General features: G+C 56.1%; 11 protein-coding genes. 4 read left to right on the top strand and 7 right to left on the bottom strand.

The annotated features are described in order from the left end of the window. Positions 1-21: 21 nt before the first annotated feature. Complete coding sequence (locus Q5H89_RS20130) at positions 22-2,286, bottom strand: Mov34/MPN/PAD-1 family protein (RefSeq protein ID WP_305021149.1); 2,265 nt, start codon at positions 2,284-2,286, stop codon at positions 22-24. An 11-nt stretch (positions 2,287-2,297) separates the two neighbouring features. After that, positions 2,298-3,428, bottom strand: a complete 1,131-nt coding sequence (locus Q5H89_RS20125; protein WP_305021148.1) for a hypothetical protein — start codon at positions 3,426-3,428, stop codon at positions 2,298-2,300. Positions 3,429-3,869: 441 nt separating this feature from the next. On the opposite strand from Q5H89_RS20125, the gene Q5H89_RS20120 reads away from it, so the two are divergent. Together Q5H89_RS20120 and Q5H89_RS20115 are read left to right on the top strand one after the other, a co-directional pair. Further along, positions 3,870-4,877: a helix-turn-helix transcriptional regulator gene (locus Q5H89_RS20120; protein ID WP_305021147.1), complete on the top strand. Its 1,008-nt coding sequence runs from the start codon at positions 3,870-3,872 to the stop codon at positions 4,875-4,877. A 9-nt stretch (positions 4,878-4,886) separates the two neighbouring features. Then, positions 4,887-8,357 carry an AAA domain-containing protein gene (locus Q5H89_RS20115; protein WP_305021146.1) on the top strand — a complete coding sequence of 1,157 codons (3,471 nt, stop codon included), beginning with the start codon at positions 4,887-4,889 and terminating at the stop codon, positions 8,355-8,357. A 16-nt stretch (positions 8,358-8,373) separates the two neighbouring features. Here the strand turns inward: Q5H89_RS20115 and Q5H89_RS20110 are convergent, their stop codons facing one another. From Q5H89_RS20110 to Q5H89_RS20090, 5 genes are all read right to left on the bottom strand, one after another. Beyond that, positions 8,374-8,784 (bottom strand): hypothetical protein, encoded by a 411-nt coding sequence (locus tag Q5H89_RS20110; RefSeq protein ID WP_169533885.1) that lies wholly within the window; start codon positions 8,782-8,784, stop codon positions 8,374-8,376. Between the two features lie 37 nt (positions 8,785-8,821). Then, a complete protein-coding gene (locus Q5H89_RS20105) occupies positions 8,822-8,950 on the bottom strand; it encodes a hypothetical protein (protein ID WP_305021145.1) in 129 nt (42 codons plus the stop codon). Positions 8,951-9,119: 169 nt separating this feature from the next. After that, entirely contained in the window at positions 9,120-9,629 is a 510-nt protein-coding gene (locus tag Q5H89_RS20100; RefSeq protein WP_305021144.1) for a hypothetical protein, read from the bottom strand. A gap of 11 nt (positions 9,630-9,640) precedes the next feature. Further along, positions 9,641-10,744 carry a hypothetical protein gene (locus tag Q5H89_RS20095; RefSeq protein ID WP_305021143.1) on the bottom strand — a complete coding sequence of 368 codons (1,104 nt, stop codon included), beginning with the start codon at positions 10,742-10,744 and terminating at the stop codon, positions 9,641-9,643. A 23-nt stretch (positions 10,745-10,767) separates the two neighbouring features. Next, the gene (locus Q5H89_RS20090) at positions 10,768-14,124 is read right to left on the bottom strand and encodes a class I SAM-dependent DNA methyltransferase (protein WP_305021142.1); all 3,357 of its coding nucleotides are present in this window, start codon (positions 14,122-14,124) and stop codon (positions 10,768-10,770) included. Between the two features lie 140 nt (positions 14,125-14,264). On the opposite strand from Q5H89_RS20090, the gene Q5H89_RS20085 reads away from it, so the two are divergent. After that, complete coding sequence (locus tag Q5H89_RS20085) at positions 14,265-15,119, top strand: hypothetical protein (RefSeq protein WP_305021141.1); 855 nt, start codon at positions 14,265-14,267, stop codon at positions 15,117-15,119. A gap of 92 nt (positions 15,120-15,211) precedes the next feature. Continuing rightward, on the top strand, positions 15,212-15,789 hold a 578-nt coding region (locus Q5H89_RS20080; protein WP_305021140.1), incomplete at its 3' end, for a patatin-like phospholipase family protein.

Genomic DNA, 15,789 nt, shown 5'->3' with positions numbered 1-15,789 from the left:
TGCTGTAGCATTTAGCCACTGCTATGCTTTAGCTATTCTGCTTATAGTTTCTCCGCCAGCTGCGATATCTGCTACGTACCAACTCGTAGTCCCATGCTCCCCAGCAATAGCCATTACTGCAGGTAATCCGCCGGTTTGACTCTCCCGCTGTAAGGTGACAAATAGGTTCTTATCGTCTTCGCTAGGCTGGGTGCTGTAGCCGTCCGGGTGTGAGTGCCACTCCCCTACGTACACTACTTGTCGGCCCGTGCATTCGCTAATGCGAGCAAGCTCTTCTGATACACCTCTTACGCCACGTATATAAGCGATGGGGGACTCCTGGCTATCTGTCGGCGAAGGAATATGGTCCACGATATACACCCGGCGATGCTGTGTATCGAAAACGCCGACTAATACCCCACCCGTTTCATTGGGTAGGCGCGCCTGGCGCTGTTCACTTATTTCCCGCAATACCTGATGCGGTACGGCCACGGTCCAGCTATTCACCGTCATTTCCGCATGAAGAGATACCTCGATTTCATCAGCCACCACGGTTAAGTCAGGCTGTGCCCGCCAGATTTTGATGCGAGCACCCGGTTCAGCCACCGATGCGCGGACAGCCCGGGCTCCGATGGCAGCATGCAAAGCAGCCTGGTCCTGTGGCAACTGCACGGAGACATCACGACAGGCGTGCGAATACCGAATGGGCTGGCCGGCAGTGAGCAGGTGTTGCTGTAATTGGGGTTGACGTAGCAAAGCCCTGTAATATTCCATCTCCAGCTGGTCGAGCCGTAGCGAGCGGTCCTGAGCTTCTGCCAGCAGCACCAAGTCTGTTCCCGATGGATTCAGGAACAGCGACAAGCGGCGGGCTGGGCTTTCAATATCCAACGCTAGGTGTCGCGCCACTGCTATTGATGTCGACATGTCCAGTATCACCTCCGCCGCGTTGTATGCCATCAATACTTGGGGGGAGGCTGGGTGTAACACGTTAGCCGCGATTGCCCGCAAGTCCGTTTTCTCGTAGGTATTCTTCAGCATCGATACCATCGCGTGCGCCTTACCCAAGCCTACCAAACTGCTCGGCAAGTAGTGTCGTGCCGCATTGTGGGGCAGGTACTGGTCCTCATCCAGCCACACCCAATTGCCTTGCCCGGCACGCACGAGGTTATTGACTACCTGTGAACCCAAGCTGCCCGCGCCCACTGCTACAAAGCGTGTAGTGGAGGCCAGCAAGCCATTGTAGGCAGCTGCTAGGTCGCGAGTGAGCGCCCGAACTGGACTCAGCAACTCTAGTTTACTACGCTGACCGCTACACCCAAAGTCGACGGGATAAAGGTTAGCTAAGAGGTTTTCGTGCATGGCCCAAATTCCGAGGTCTGTGCCAAGCTCAACCAGGGTGCCGACTGATGCGAAAGCCCATACTTCTACTGTCTCGATAGCTTCCGTCGCCGTGCGCAGCTTCGGGAGCCGAACAATAATCAGCAATCGAAGGCTTCGATTAAAGCCTGGAGCCTCCTTTAAGTCGCTCAGGTGCCCACGTAGCGCGTTCGTAAGACCTACATCGCTATCAGATAAGTAGGCTTGAAGTTCGGCTATCGTGCGCGGCTGTTCCCGAATCAGACCGTGCACCTGCGGCGAAGCCGTGTACACAAAGCTGGTGAACTGTGCTTGCTGGCCCTCGGGTGCTGAGGCTACAGGCGAAGCAACCAGGGTTGTTTTGCCAAGCACTGTGCTGACGAAACGCACGTGCAGGGGCTCCAGCGTGATGGCTGCATCAGGAGCAAAAACGATGCTTGGCAATACCAGTTGCTCCGGGGGAGCATAAAAGGCCTGTTCCAGTGCTTGGTCAGCGGCATGCAGTTCTCCGCGCGCTGTTTGAGTCAACCAGCGCTGTAGTTGCCGGAGCAGTGCAGCCGCCGTCCAGGTTGGCTTCAAATCTGCATAGGCAATCTGGTACAGACACAAGCTACGCGGCGTCCCTTCGCGACCAAAGTGCAGGTGTGGCACCAGCGGAAAATCTTCGCGTAGCGCCCATATAATCTGATGCTCTGTATCGGCGGGATTGAACCCGATTGCGATGCGTTCGACATTTTGCACCTCATGCACCGGGTACTGCGGTACTTCCGGCTCGACATCCACGACCACGAACTCATACTCTTCAACGCGAAGGCAATCTACCACCCGGATATAGGGCAAGCCCTGACTTTGCAGGGCTTGCACCAATTCAACGGCTTTTGGTATTGCCAGAGAGCCAGACTCAACTGGCTCTCCTGACAGTGGATAGTATCCCATTTCAAGCAATTCCATCGTACCTACAATTAGTTGCCGCGGCCGGCCCGAGGTGGCGGGATGCTACCGCCTGCTACGCTGGCAGCCGCAGCCATCTTGCCGATGCTCGCCCCAAGCTGGTCAATCTTGATGACGATGGGCTCAGAGTACAGGATGCTCGTGTGCTCCATCGTGACCAGAAATTCCCCTCGAAGCCGTTCAGCCTGGGCCTTGTAATAGGCTGCGGCTTGGCGGTGCGGGGGCTGCTTGTCATCGTCGTTGCTGGGAATGGGCTTGCTGGTCGAAATGAGGCGGCCCCGACTCTGCCCGTAGGTTTCGAACAGCTTTTTCACTACAGCATCGGGCACCGTTACTTCAGTACCCTTCTCGCTGCTGAGCGACAGGTAGCTGCAGTGGTGGGCAATTTTGAAGATGTCCCATTCCAGCCGTTCCGTGCGCCCGTAATACTCGGTTACCTCCACGATGGACTTGATTACCGGCCAGTCGATGTCCGAAAAGAAGTGCATCCGAGTTTTCCGAGTTCCTTCCATAAAGGTCGCCTGAAAGGTCAGCGCGTCGCTATTGCGGTCCATCGCGGCTAGGCCACCACCGGCCGTGCGGCTGGCAAAGGGCGAGTGCACGAAGAATTCCACGCCATCTGTGGCCAAATCGAACCCGGGAATCAGCGTACCAGCATCCGTGATGAGGTGCTGCCGGTCGGCTACGGTAAGGCCTTGCGTGGCCAGCCAGTCGGTGAGTTGGCCGGGACCGGAGAATACGCGAATACCCTCGCCATTTTTCAGCCGGTAACGGGCCTCCTGGCGCAGAATCCGGGTTTCATCCTCACAGCCATCCTCAACGAGGACAGCCGCCGGCACCCACAGTTCCTTGATTTTTACTCGGTCGCCGCCCTGGTATTTAGCAGCGTGCAACAACTCAAAGAACTCGGAAGCCCCGCAGGTATGGTCATTGTCGAGGTGGGTGAAAGCAACGACATCGTAGTCATTACGCTTCGCGTTTTTTAAATCGGCGCGCAACTGCACTGGCAGGTCGATGCGCTTGTCCTTGGGGTCAGTAGCGCAGCGCATGTTGGCGTAGTCAATCAGCAGCTTTTTGCCGTTCGCGAGGTCAATCCGCGACGTGTCGGCATTACCTAAATTAAAAAGGGTGATTTGGTGCATGCTATTAAGCAGTTAAGTTAATTGAAACCGTTCACCAGCGACTTCACTGACATCTGGCTTCAGCCAAGCAATGGTTGTGAAAGAAGGAAGCCCCGCTCCTTAGTCGATGTCCGGCTACGACCAGAAGTGTGGTTCCCTCCCATTGCCACAGCAAAGCAAAAGGCTTACTGTGCAGTCTTTTTGCACAGTCAAAATTAGCTTGATGTTTTTTTGTAAAAACCTTGATTATTTTATTTAAATAGCTGATTTACAGCAAATAAATTTTACCCATAAAAACTTTTAAGTAGGCACTATGCCCACCCAGACAGACTACTGTGCAAGCTAATTGCACGGTAAAGCGAGCGCCTCATGCGTTAGCTGATTTGAAAAGCCCGTTCTTCGTAGCGTGGAGTTTCTCGCTGGCCGATGGAGCTTGTGTATGGCCTACATCCTAGGATTTCAATGCCAGTTAGCAAAAACGCATATAAGCGCTACCTCATTATTGACAAATGTCTGCAACGGCGTAACCTCGTCTGGACTATCAAGGACCTGCTAAAGGCAGTAGAGGACGAGTACCGCGCCACAACCAACAAGGGTAAAGGCGTGTGCGAGCGCACGCTTAAGGGAGATTTGCACGACATGAAGTTGCCGATGCACTATGATGCCCCCATTGAGTACACCCGCAATAAAGGCTACCATTACACAGACTCAGAATACTCAATTCGCAAAACGCCGCTTACTAGTGCGGACCTAGTGATTCTTCATCAAAGCCTACACAATTTGAAAGCCTTGCGTGGCTTGGGCTTGGCAGACGACCTGGATGAGCTAGTTCAGCGCCTAGAACAGCATTTGCCCAGTGATGGAACCGTAACAAACCCGATTCTGCAACTGGAAGCAGTCCCGGATTATACGGGTACCGAACATTTGAAGCCTTTGTACAAGGCTATTCGCGAACAGACGCCGCAGGTGATACATTATCAATCTTACCGAGCAGCGCAGGCCAGCCCAGTGGAAGTCCACCCCTATCTGCTCAAGACTTACAACGGGCGCTGGTATTTGATAGCCCGCAATGAAGCCAAAGGCGCGCATCTTCAAAACTATGCTCTTGACCGCATTAAAGGACTAGATAACAGCCCACTGGAGTTTCGTCCGACAGATGTCGACTTTAGCACCTATTTTGACTCTATCATCGGGGTAACGATGCCGGAGAAAAATCCGCACGTCGAGACCATTCGTTTGCACATTGCGGCTGGGCGGGCGCTCTACGTGCTCACCAAAAAGTTGCACCCAAGCCAGGTAACCATAAGTGACACGGCCGATGGCTTGGTTATCGAGCTACGCTTAATCATCAATCAGGAATTCAAAACGCGCCTGTTTAGCTTCGGACCTGATTTACAAGTGCTAGCGCCCAAGTCCTTGCGCGACTCTATGCACGAGAAACTTAAAAAGGCTGTCTCCCGCTACAATTGATAAGGTGATATGGAATCTGGGACATGGCTACGCTATTGGCGCAACTCGTTAGCTGATGCTGACCGGCAACGCATTGACATAACGAAACAGGCTTCGCTGACGGCACCCCTGCTGGATGCAGAAGCGTTGCAGGCATTCTATACGGCCCACTACGCGGCTGCTCCGGAGGCAGCCGCTGTCTCCGAATTGGAGACGCTGGCCGTTATGTTGGCTCCCTTTAGCCTGCGGCCCGTGGTCGGCGATAGTCGTCGAACAGCGCAGCCGGGGCAGGCACGGGCGATTCATCCGTTTTGGATTCCGGCGCGGCTCACCAAAACGGGGCAGCTTCAACCACCTACCAGCAACGAGCACCTGATTCCTTGGCTTATCCGCGACGTGCTGGAGCCTACCACGCGCAATGCGCCCGTGCTGGGCAGCCTCACCACGGTTGATTCGGAGCTAGCGCTCTGGACGTGGAAAACGGATACCTGGGAACAGTACTATACCAACGCGCAGGCCTTTTATGCCAAGGCGACAGCCTCGGCCGGCTGGCCAGCTAACCGGGCAGAAATTGGCGATTGGGTGGTGGACAGCAATGCTACTCTTACCCTGATGCCCCCGCAGGGCATGGCCGCAAATATCATCGGCCTGTATCGCTACCTGGAAAAGCAGTCGCGCCTACCCGCGCTACTGACAACCTTGCTCCAGGGCCAGGCGGCCGGGCTGCCCCTCAACCCCGAAGCGCTTGGCCTATTGTATATCAAGGGCCACTACGGACAGATGGGAAATAGCTATCCGTTGTCAACGTCGCAAAGAAGCACTCTTCAGGCGCTGCTTAAAACCGCATCTGGCGACGTATTTCCGGTGAACGGCCCACCTGGCACCGGCAAAACCACGCTACTGCAGAGCATTGTGGCGAACCTGATAGTGGAAAAAGCGGTGCTGGGACAAGAAGCTCCACGCATCCTGGCCAGCTCCACAAACAATCAAGCTATTACCAACATTCTCGATAGCTTCGGTCGCGAAGCGCGTGTCAGTCGCTGGGTGCCGGAGGCACCCTCACTGGGAGTGTTTCTTACCAATAGCAACGTGGCTGAAAACGAGCAGCGGGGCTACCAGGTACAAACCACCCGCGAGGGCTTTTGCAAGGCAAAAGAAGCTGCGGATGGTCGCTACCTGCGGGCCGCCGAAACCGAGCTACTACGCCAAGGAGCGGCCTTTTTTGGTATCGAGTACCCAACTCCAGCTGCTCTGCGCATTAAGCTGCACCATGCTCTACTTCAACAGGTGACGTGTATTGATGCGTGGCTGGACCTGCTGCCACGCCTGTACGACGAGCGAGGCGAGCCGTGGAATGCGAAGCAACTGCGACAAGCGTTGCAGACTGGCCGGGCCACCATTGCCGCCCTTGAAGCCTATCAGCTTGAGTTACTGCGGCTGCAGGCATCCGAATCAAGTTTCGAAAATTTCCTGGCCGCTTTTCTGGCATCGGTTCGGAAAAAGAAGCAAGCCCGCTACCAATTCCTGGTGCGGACTCAGTGCCCCTATTCCAACGAAGTAACAGACTTCGACCCCGAGCAACTGAAGCTAGAGGTAGCTCAGCGTTTGGAAAAAGCCCAGCAGGCCCTGTTGCACCCACAGGCTGCCCTGAGTGCCTTGAGCACGTTTGACACCTTGGCCGCGCAGCTGCGCCGTGACTACGCAGCTCAGAAAGAGGCAGCTTCTTACTTGCAAGCCCTCTCCGCTGCTGATGCCAGTAGCATCCACAATGTTCTGGATGTGACACACCGGCACAGTGCCTTCGTGTTGGCGCTGCACTACTGGGAGGCCCGCTACGTGGTGGCCTTACAAGAAAAGCTGCGGCCGGCCCAGTCTTCGCGCCGAGGCTACGAAACCAAGCCCGAGCAGTTTGCGCGGTGGGCCATGCTCACGCCGTGCTTTATTTCCACCTTCCACACGGTGGCCAATTTCTTAGTTAAGAAGTCCAAGGATGGTGAGTCGAGCTATACTCTGGAGTTGTTCGATTTGCTCCTCGTCGATGAGTCCGGCCAAGTTTCGCCCGAGGTAGGAGCTGCAGCCTTTGCCCTGGCAAAAAAAGCTGTGGTGGTAGGGGACACCAATCAGATTGAGCCCGTCTGGAATTTGCTACCGGCACTGGATGCCCAAAACCAGCGCCGTGTCGGTATTGCACCTGCCGAGTGCCCGCTGGCCTACCAGGTTTCAGCGGGCAGCCTGATGCGGCTGGCTCAACTGGCGACGACTTTCCAACTTACCAACTATCCGCAGGAGCGCGGCCTACTGCTGCGGCAGCACCGGCGCAGTAAGCCCGAAATTATTCGCTATTGCGACGAGTATGTGTACGGTGGTCAACTGGAGCGCTTGGCTAACCCGTCGAGCCTGGCAGCTTTGGGACTGCCACCACTTGGATACATCCACATTGCTGGCGAATGCACTACCGCCGGCGGTAGCCGGCAAAACCAACAAGAAGCCGAAGCCATTGCCAGCTGGCTCCATTTAATGCGGGATGATATCGTGGCTGCTGCCAGGAGCACGGCCAACCCCACGCCACGCCTGCAAGACCTGGTCGGCATTGTTACCCCTTTTAGCGGGCAGAAACTGGCCATTCAGCGCGCCTTGCGTGCGCAAGGACTGGGCAACGAGAATCTCACTGTGGGCACGGTACACGCACTGCAGGGGGCTGAACGCACTATCGTTCTGTTCTCGCCCGTGTATGATGCCAGCCACCGGGGCGGGTACTTCTTCGACCAGGGCTATAATCTGCTGAATGTGGCCGTATCGCGGGCGAAGGAGGCCTTTCTTGTGATTGGCAACCGCTGCCTGTTCAACCCAGCGCGTAACACGCCATCCGGAAATCTGGCGAAGCTTCTGTTTGAGGAGCCAGCCGAAGGGCGACCGCGGCCTGAATTGAATAACAGCTTCTTCTATGGCGATGAAAGCCGGCGGCACCTACCCGTGCCTCGCGAGCACCTGACTGCCGTGGCCACCGGCAAAGTAGACCGCCTCAGCGAGCTGGAGCAGCACCGCCGGGCGTTGGCTTGGGCCATCAACACGGCACAAGAGCATTTGGTAATCGTCTCACCGTTTATTTCAGCGAATGCTATTCAGGCTGATGGCTTGGCCGACCTTATCGTGGCCGCCAAGGCCAGGCAGCCGACCCTGCGCATTACCGTGTATACCGATGCGCATCTGGATGCTCCACGGGGGCAGCTGCACCCGCATGCCCAGGCGGGCCGGGCAGCGCTACGCCGCGCAGGAGCTGAGGTAAAAATTGCCGAACAGATTCATAACAAGACTATTTGCCTCGATAACCACGCGCTACTCGAAGGGTCATTTAACTGGCTGGGGGCCGCCCGGAGCGGGCACTACGTACGCCACGAGGTATCGTGGTTTTTTCGAGGCACGGGGTGGGCGGACCGCATCGAGCAGCTAGTACAGGAAATGGAGGAGCGGGTGGTGAATGAATTGGTTATAAGCAGATAACACAAAAACCCGTTTGCTAATCAGCTACAACCACGTAGAGGTAGTGCTTGCCCTTAACGGTAGCTAGCCGCCCTGTACTATTCTCGTGCTTGTTATCGAGCTGCTTGCTGTACTTGTTGATGAAATACGACTCGTAATGCTTGATGAAAGCATCACTGGTGGTTTCATACACCACGTACATCGTATGGTAGTCACGGTAATCGGTAGCTTGAAAACGCTTGGCCGGCTGTACCGTTTTGCCAATTTTGGCATAGCGGTGCTGGTCCATGATTTTATCAATCGAGTTTTTGATTCTCAGCGTCGTACCGCCGCACTTCTTCCCCGTTTGCATATAGGTCGAGTCAAGCTGTCGGGCTTGGTCTTCGGCCTGGTCTAATATCAGTTTTGCTACGCCCGTGGCAAGGCCCGCGATAAGTAGAGGATGCATAAAGCGTATGGCAATAAAACGCTGAGCTGCTTACGGACTATCCCTTAGGCAATACGGGTTTGGGCGGTGGGGTGGGCCGGCCAATAGTATTGGCAGGCAATGTATTACCGGCACCTGGTACACCTACTGGCAGGTGCAGATTGAGGTTTTTAATGGTTTTAGCCATTGGAATTGAAGAATAAAGGGTGAGGTGCTATTTAGGGTTGATTTTGGGCAAGGCGGGAGGCGGTGGGGGCGTAGGGCGGCCTGAGGCACTGGGGCCAAGTACTTGGCCGTTGGTTTGGCCGGTACCCGCTGGCAGAATAATCTGCATGGGGCCGCTAGTAGTGTGTGTTTTAGGCATGAGCCGGAAAGTTTAAGAATACAAAAACCAGAAAGACGAAGATACCCAATCCCACTAGAATTAAGCACGTCCAGTTGGCCCAGTTCACTTTTTTGTCCAACTTTTTCCAATTGGGCGCATCCATAAGCAGGGCATCAGCGGCCATTCGCGTGAGGGCGTGGGAAACCAAGTTGACAAGGAGCGCCAGCGCGAAGCAAATCCAGCAGCCCAATAGCCAGCCTACGTCCGTCGTTTTGGCGGCTTTGGTGATGTCTTTTATGAATCCAACGGTGAGGACCAAGCCCCCACCTGCCAAGTATACAATGAGTTTATCATACTCAATCTCCGCGTTTTTGCGGTTATCCAGGGCGCGCTCCCGGCTTTTGTCGTGGCTGTCTAGGTTGGCAGCATAGGTTTCTAATTCCTGGTTCCAGTCCGTAAGCTTCTGCTGATATGCGGCTAATTCCTCTTCCGTTAGCGGCGTGGTTGGAGTGGTGAAGGTAGGCTCTGGAATGTCGCTCATCTTAACCTGGGCTAATGAGTGGTGTTGGCCGCAGTCTTGGGCGGGGCCGCGTTAATTTTCTCTGCAGCTTTCTGGTCAGGCGCTGCTGGCTTCGGTTGCAGCTGTGCGGCTGGTAACCAGCCCTGCACCAGTTCGCCGGCCTCATTGAAGCCGGACACCTGTACCCAGGTGCGCACTTGGGCACCCACTAGTAGCTCCGTGGCTCCTGGCAACTTGCCCGCACTGGAGGCTTTGCCGGCTGGCCGGGTGCGCAGTAGTACCGCTCGTGGCGTCAACTGCACTTGGCCATTTTGCCGGGCAAGCTGGAAGTTCAGTAGGGCTGTTTGGGTGCGGTTTTCACGCATTTCCTGCTGGATGGCTACCTCGCCCACACTTAGGGCTGCTGGCGCAGGAAACGCCTCGTGCAGCTTGTCGCGCACCGTGATGATGAACGTCAGGTAAATGATGAGGTCTTGCAGCAGTACCCGGGTCTTAGAGTTGAGTGCCCTGGCCAGCAGTGCTGCGCACGCCGCTAGCACAGGTTGGATGTGCAATGTGGCACTAACCGGGTCAGCCAATATTTCGTCGCCTAAGGCAAACACCTGGGAACTCAGCACTGTACTAGCCTCCAGCTCTTCCGTAGCCGCTTCGGTGGCTTCCGAAACTAAGTCGGCAAACAGATGGCCGAAGCGCGCTTCCATCGCTGCTAGTTGTTTAACCCAGCCTGGCTGCTCCAGTACCGTGGCTAAGCCAGTCCATTTCTTGAAAAAACCACCCTGAACCAGTTCCATGTTTTCCATTAAGCTGATTACTTCCGGTGAGAGCTTTGGCACAAAAGAAGCTAGGCCTAGGTGAGCAGAACCGGCCGCATTCAGCACAATAAGCGCTGGGAATGTCAGGGTTTTGAAGGCCTCTTCCATCCGCATCGATAAAGCCATGGCATTCGTCATGCCGATGCGGTCCAGCCACTGCTGAGACCCCACCATGCCATCGAATAGCCGTTGGGATTTCATAGCAGCTTCCAGTCCTTTCTGCACTTCTCCCAGCGGATTGACTATTGCTTGTATGCGGTCGTTGAGTGCAAATAGATGGTCAAACTTGGGGAATAGATGGTCGAATTTGGTTGGGTCTATCATGTCGGATGGGCTGGTACTGTTCCTTATGCGGCATACTTATCCTCTTCCTCCACAAACCGCACCAGCGACATCAGGGCCAGTGTATCGAGCAGCGGCTGCACTTTCTTGACGCTGCTACCCCGGAAGCGGGCGGCTACCTGAGCGGCGGCCAGCGGCGCGGTGGCCTGCTGCACCACGGCGCGCACGGCCTGCATTTGCTGAGCCAGCGCCGAGGGCCAGGGCTGCGGGCCAGTTTCTGCACTAGCGGTAGTGGCGGCGGCCTCCTGCGGTAGTGCCAGGGCCGACTGCTGCTGGCCGGGGGCCTGGTAGGCGGGGCGCAGGTAGCGGATGGTGCCGGCGGCTTCTTCCTGCTGGCGCTGGTGGTTAAGCTGTACCAGGCGGGTCAGGATGTCGGCCTCGGACAGGTCAGTGGGCCAGCAGTAGGCCTCGGCCACAGCGGCATCGAGTTGCTGGTGTAGGCTGAGCACGACGGCCGCGAGGCCTTGCTCGTGGGTGGCCTGCTCCTTGGCGGTGAGGGGCTGGCCAGCACGCAGCTTCTCTACCACGTTGTAGAGGTCGGTGAGCGCGAGGCTGGGGTGCTGCACCTGCTGGCGCTTGCGGTGCGCGTCGAGGGCTTCGGCTAGCTCGCGGATGCGGGCTTGTTGAATTTCGGTGGCGGCAGGAAATGGGAAGGGTTGAAAACAGCGTGAGCTATTGTAGCGTGAATCATTTCCTACTCCCATCTTACCACCTGCTGAGAATGCCCACAAAGTGTGAATTTTGCTAGATAAAATTCCCAAATGGAATGCGTCATCTAAGGCCAATGCCACAATCATATGGTCAGCGGCTGTAGTGGCATCTAAAAATTGGAAAATCCGATGCTTTGCCGTTTCCGGTGTTCCGATGTATCTGGTAAGACCTACCAATGCTTTGCGTAATTCCTGGCGAGAGCGACCATGCAGCCACCATTTTTCTCGCAGTGCCTTATCGCGGTTGATGTCGCGTTCAGGCTTCACTCGGGTATAAATCTGCTGGTAAAGTGCCGGGAACTTGTCTATCACTTCCGCTTCGCTTAATCCAAACAAATCAATAACCATTACGCCCCGAGGCGTGGCAGCCAGGTCTTTGCCGTTGCGGTAGGGCCGGATGTGTTGTTCGATACCCGCGACGGTGCCCAAGCCCAGAGCCTGCGCTTCGGTTGGCGTCACGATGAAGCCCGAACCTGCCAGCATCAGGCCGAAGCTACTGAGGCCCTCATTGGCTTGCAGAGGCTGTGCCTGCGTCACGTCGGCCCCGGTGGTCAGGTCAGCATTGATGCGCCCCCGGCGTTCCGTTAGCTCAACCGTAACAGCTTCCTCGTCTTCGGCGTCGTTGCTTTCCTTGATAACCAAGGCCAAAGTGCCCTCTTCTCCCCTCGCCTTTTCGACCGCAGTAAATGCTACCCGTACGGCGGCACCATTGGCGTTATCGGTCCAGGGATGGTCGGGAATGGCAAACGTAATTTCGGCCGGAGTTTCCGATGCCTCCAGATGGGCCTGAATTACCCGCCGATTGAAAGTCTGGGTAATGGAATTCGTGGTGATAAAGCCGAAGCGCTGGGTGATGCCTGTGCGGACGGCCTGAGCCGCCTTATCCCACCAATACAAGACCAAATCGGCGCTGTCGGGGATATGGGGGTGGGCCTTGCGCAATGCATTAACATAAGCGTCGCCCAGTGCTTCACGGATGCGTCCCTTCCCAATGAAGGGTGGGTTGCCTACGATGAAATCTGCCTCGGGCCAGACCGCCGGGCGGGCGTTCTGAAACTCAGGCCCGTTATAGCTCAGTGCCGCATCCTGCTGCTGAATATTCTGGTAATCGTCGAGTAGCGGCTCACGCAGTTGGGTAAGGCCGTGGGTACGCAGGTGCCATTGCAAATAGCCGATGCGCAGCACCACGTCGGCAATGGCCGCGGCGCGGGGGTTCAGCTCCAGGCCCAGCAGCTGGCGCGGGCCAACGGTAGTACCATCGCCCAGTTCCAGGCGCCCCGACTGGCCCAGCTGGCCCAGAGCCGTAAGCACTTCTCCTTCTAGGCGCTTGAGGTGTTCGAGCGTAACGTATAGAAAATTGCCGGAGCCGCAGGCCGGGTCCAGAATGCGCACCGAGGTCAGCCGGTGCAGGAAGCGCACCAGCTCGATGCGTGCTTCGTCCACGGCTTTTTTGCCTTTTCCTTCTTCCATGCGCTGAGCGCTGGCAGCCTGGGCGGCGGCCCATTCCCGGCGCAAAGGCTCGATGACGGTAGGCAGCACCAGGCGCTCCACGTAGCGGCGCGGGGTGTAGTGCGCGCCCAAGCTGTGGCGCTCGTCGGGGTCGAGGGCGCGTTCAAGCAGTGTTCCAAAAATGGCGGGCTCCACCAGTGTCCAGTCGGCATCGGCCGCTTGCTGCAGCAGCGCTACTTGGTCGGCGTTCAGCAGCAGGGCCGTCGCGTCGTGAAACAGCTTGCCATTGAAGTGGCGCACCTTGGTGCGTAGCGCGGGTGAAAAGCCGCCCTTATCCATGGTCATCCAGAGGCTTTGCAAGGCTTCGGGCAAGTAGGCGCGAGCTTCCACTGTGTCGGCGTATTCGGCCAGCAGCTTGGAAAACGACTTTTTCGGAATCAGCTCCACGTCCTCGGCAAACATGGTGAAGAGGCAGCGCATCAGGAACTGCGCCACCACGTCGGGGGCGTGGCCAGCCTTTTCCAGCTGGTTACTCAGGCCCGCCAAGTGGCCGGCCAGGCGGCGCGTCACCTGGGCCGCCAGGCGCGCCGGGTCGAGCTGTTGCGGGTCAGTGAAGAGCAGCTTCAGCTGTGCCCGCGTGGCGGGGTCGGCCAGCGCTGGCAGCAGCACCCGAAACTTGCTGGAATCTGGGAAAGGCACGTAGCTGTCGCCCACCCCGGCGAAGTTGCTGTACAAGTCAATGGAAAAACCTACATCGACTACTACCACGAACGGCGGCCGCGGCTCGCTGGCCGGCAGCGCCCGCACATAGCGCAGGGCCTGCTCGCGGGCTGCTTCTACCATCTGGCCCCATTTGGCGGTGCCGCGCACGGCGTGACCCTTGCGGCGCTTGCCCGTGGCCTGGCCTAGTTCGGCTTTGGCGGCTTTAGCCTGCTGGTCGGGGGTATCGGTGCCCTGCTTAGTTTCGAGCACGAAGCAACCGCGCTTGTATAAGTCGATGCGGCCAGTGCTGCGCTTCCCGGCCCCATCGTCGAAGCTCACGCCGCGCTCAAATACATAGGCATCCTGCGTGGGGTCGTCGGTGGTGGGGTCGGGTCGGGGCACACCCAATAGGTCGCAGAGGTCTTGCAGAAAAAGACCGTAGTTGGCGTGTTCAGCCCCACCGGAAGCTTGCCAGCGAGCGAGGAAATCTGGATAGGTCACAGGGATTCAGAGAAAGGCAGGCAATCTAGCCACTAAAACTAGCACCGGCTTCAAACTTAACTAATTTTGCTAGCCAATGTAGCTCCGCTTTTTAGCCTGCTTCCCTTGCTTTCATGTCCTGTCGCTATCAATAAATTTTCGTGAAAATTCTACTCCCCCATAAGATTAGTGGCGCCTTATTCGACATCATTCACGAGGCCCAAAAAGAACTCGTGCTGGTGTCGCCCTATGTCAATTTGACGCAATGGAAACAGCTAGCTACAGCTCTCACAGCCGCACGTGACCGAGGTGTGAGCATCACGTTTTATATCCGTTATGACGCTGGCAACCCGGCCAGCAAGGAACAGGTCGAGGCGCTAGGCATCACTCCCCAGCTTGTGCCTTGGCTGCACGCCAAGTTCTATTTCAACGAAACTAATGGCCTTATCACGTCGCTCAATTTGCTGGGCTCTTCCAACAGCAACTCCATTGAGATAGGCTCGCAGCTTGAAACCGCCGAGGAGTTGGAGGTACTGCGTCACTTTGTTCAGCAATACCTGGCTCCACAAGAGTTAGGAAAGCAAGGAAGCGAAGAAGATAAGCGCTTCAACGCCGAGGAATTCGGCCACACCCTGTCAGACTATCTAGAAGAATCTGTGGATGATTCCTGCATCGTAACGGGTAATTCCGGCAAGAGCTTATCCATTCAAGCATTGAGCAATTCCTTTACCGCTGATATTGATGCCCCGAACCAACGGCTCTTATTGGAAGGCGTCGTATCGGGCCGCGAAGCTGACCGGTACAGTGTCAAGTGGGCGAAGCATTTCACCTCACCAGCCTTGCGCTATGAATTACAGCGCGGCAACAAAGGGTATTACGATGTGATTCGGGCGACTCTTACCCAACCGCTCTCCACCTCGAAGTTCAATAAGTTGACTCCGACTGAGAAAAAGCACCTGTGCATTGTTATCGCTGATTTTCTAACAGCGGTTCGGGCATTTAAAGACGACTATTAATAGCATAGCATTCCTGTGAAAATGGTACTGGCCAGACTTTCTGAAAGCCCAGATTATTATCCATCAATACCTTCCTCATTAACCGTGCGCGTATGTCATTCACTCGCCGTTTTGGCTTAGCCTTATCCGGTGGTGGCTATCGGGCAGCCGCTTTTCATTTAGGCACGCTCAAGAAGCTGCACGAAATGGACCGACTGGCCACCATTGATGTCATCTCCACTATCTCGGGTGGCTCTATTACTGGGGCGGCATATTGCCTGCATCAGGGGACTTTCGAAGAGTTTCACGCCAAGATGATGGAGGCCTTTCTTCGCTGTAATGTGATTGGCTATGCGCTACGGTCATGGTCGTTTGTGCGATTTTTACTGGTGGCACTGGTATTTGTTGTGCCAGGCACCATTTTGCTTTTTAGTCGTTGGGCTCCTTGGTCATTGCTGCCGCTACTCGGCTTACTCTTCGTTGTTCTCCGGTATCAGTTTCGCATCCTCCCGGTTAGCCGGGAAATAGAGCGGGCATATGATGCTTTTTTCTACCAAGGGCAGACGCTTCAACAGCTACGTCCGACCCCCATCCTAGCTATTGGAACCTCGAATTTGCAGACCGGACGGCCATTCACTTTCTCACGGGAGTGGATGACTGACTCGACTTATTCCTACTACCAACCCCCGGT

Source organism: Hymenobacter cheonanensis (assembly GCF_030581075.1).
Lineage (GTDB): Bacteria > Bacteroidota > Bacteroidia > Cytophagales > Hymenobacteraceae > Hymenobacter.
The sequence above is the reverse complement of the archived record's forward strand: the minus strand, read 5'-3'. Positions and strand labels throughout refer to the sequence as shown.

Coding starts and splice junctions, on each gene's coding strand:
- Q5H89_RS20130 (WP_305021149.1), bottom strand. CDS start 2,286: ATGGAATTGCTTGAAATGGGATACTATCCACTGTCAGGAGAGCCAGTT.
- Q5H89_RS20125 (WP_305021148.1), bottom strand. CDS start 3,428: ATGCACCAAATCACCCTTTTTAATTTAGGTAATGCCGACACGTCGCGG.
- Q5H89_RS20120 (WP_305021147.1), top strand. CDS start 3,870: ATGCCAGTTAGCAAAAACGCATATAAGCGCTACCTCATTATTGACAAA.
- Q5H89_RS20115 (WP_305021146.1), top strand. CDS start 4,887: ATGGAATCTGGGACATGGCTACGCTATTGGCGCAACTCGTTAGCTGAT.
- Q5H89_RS20110 (WP_169533885.1), bottom strand. CDS start 8,784: ATGCATCCTCTACTTATCGCGGGCCTTGCCACGGGCGTAGCAAAACTG.
- Q5H89_RS20105 (WP_305021145.1), bottom strand. CDS start 8,950: ATGGCTAAAACCATTAAAAACCTCAATCTGCACCTGCCAGTAGGTGTA.
- Q5H89_RS20100 (WP_305021144.1), bottom strand. CDS start 9,629: ATGAGCGACATTCCAGAGCCTACCTTCACCACTCCAACCACGCCGCTA.
- Q5H89_RS20095 (WP_305021143.1), bottom strand. CDS start 10,744: ATGATAGACCCAACCAAATTCGACCATCTATTCCCCAAGTTTGACCAT.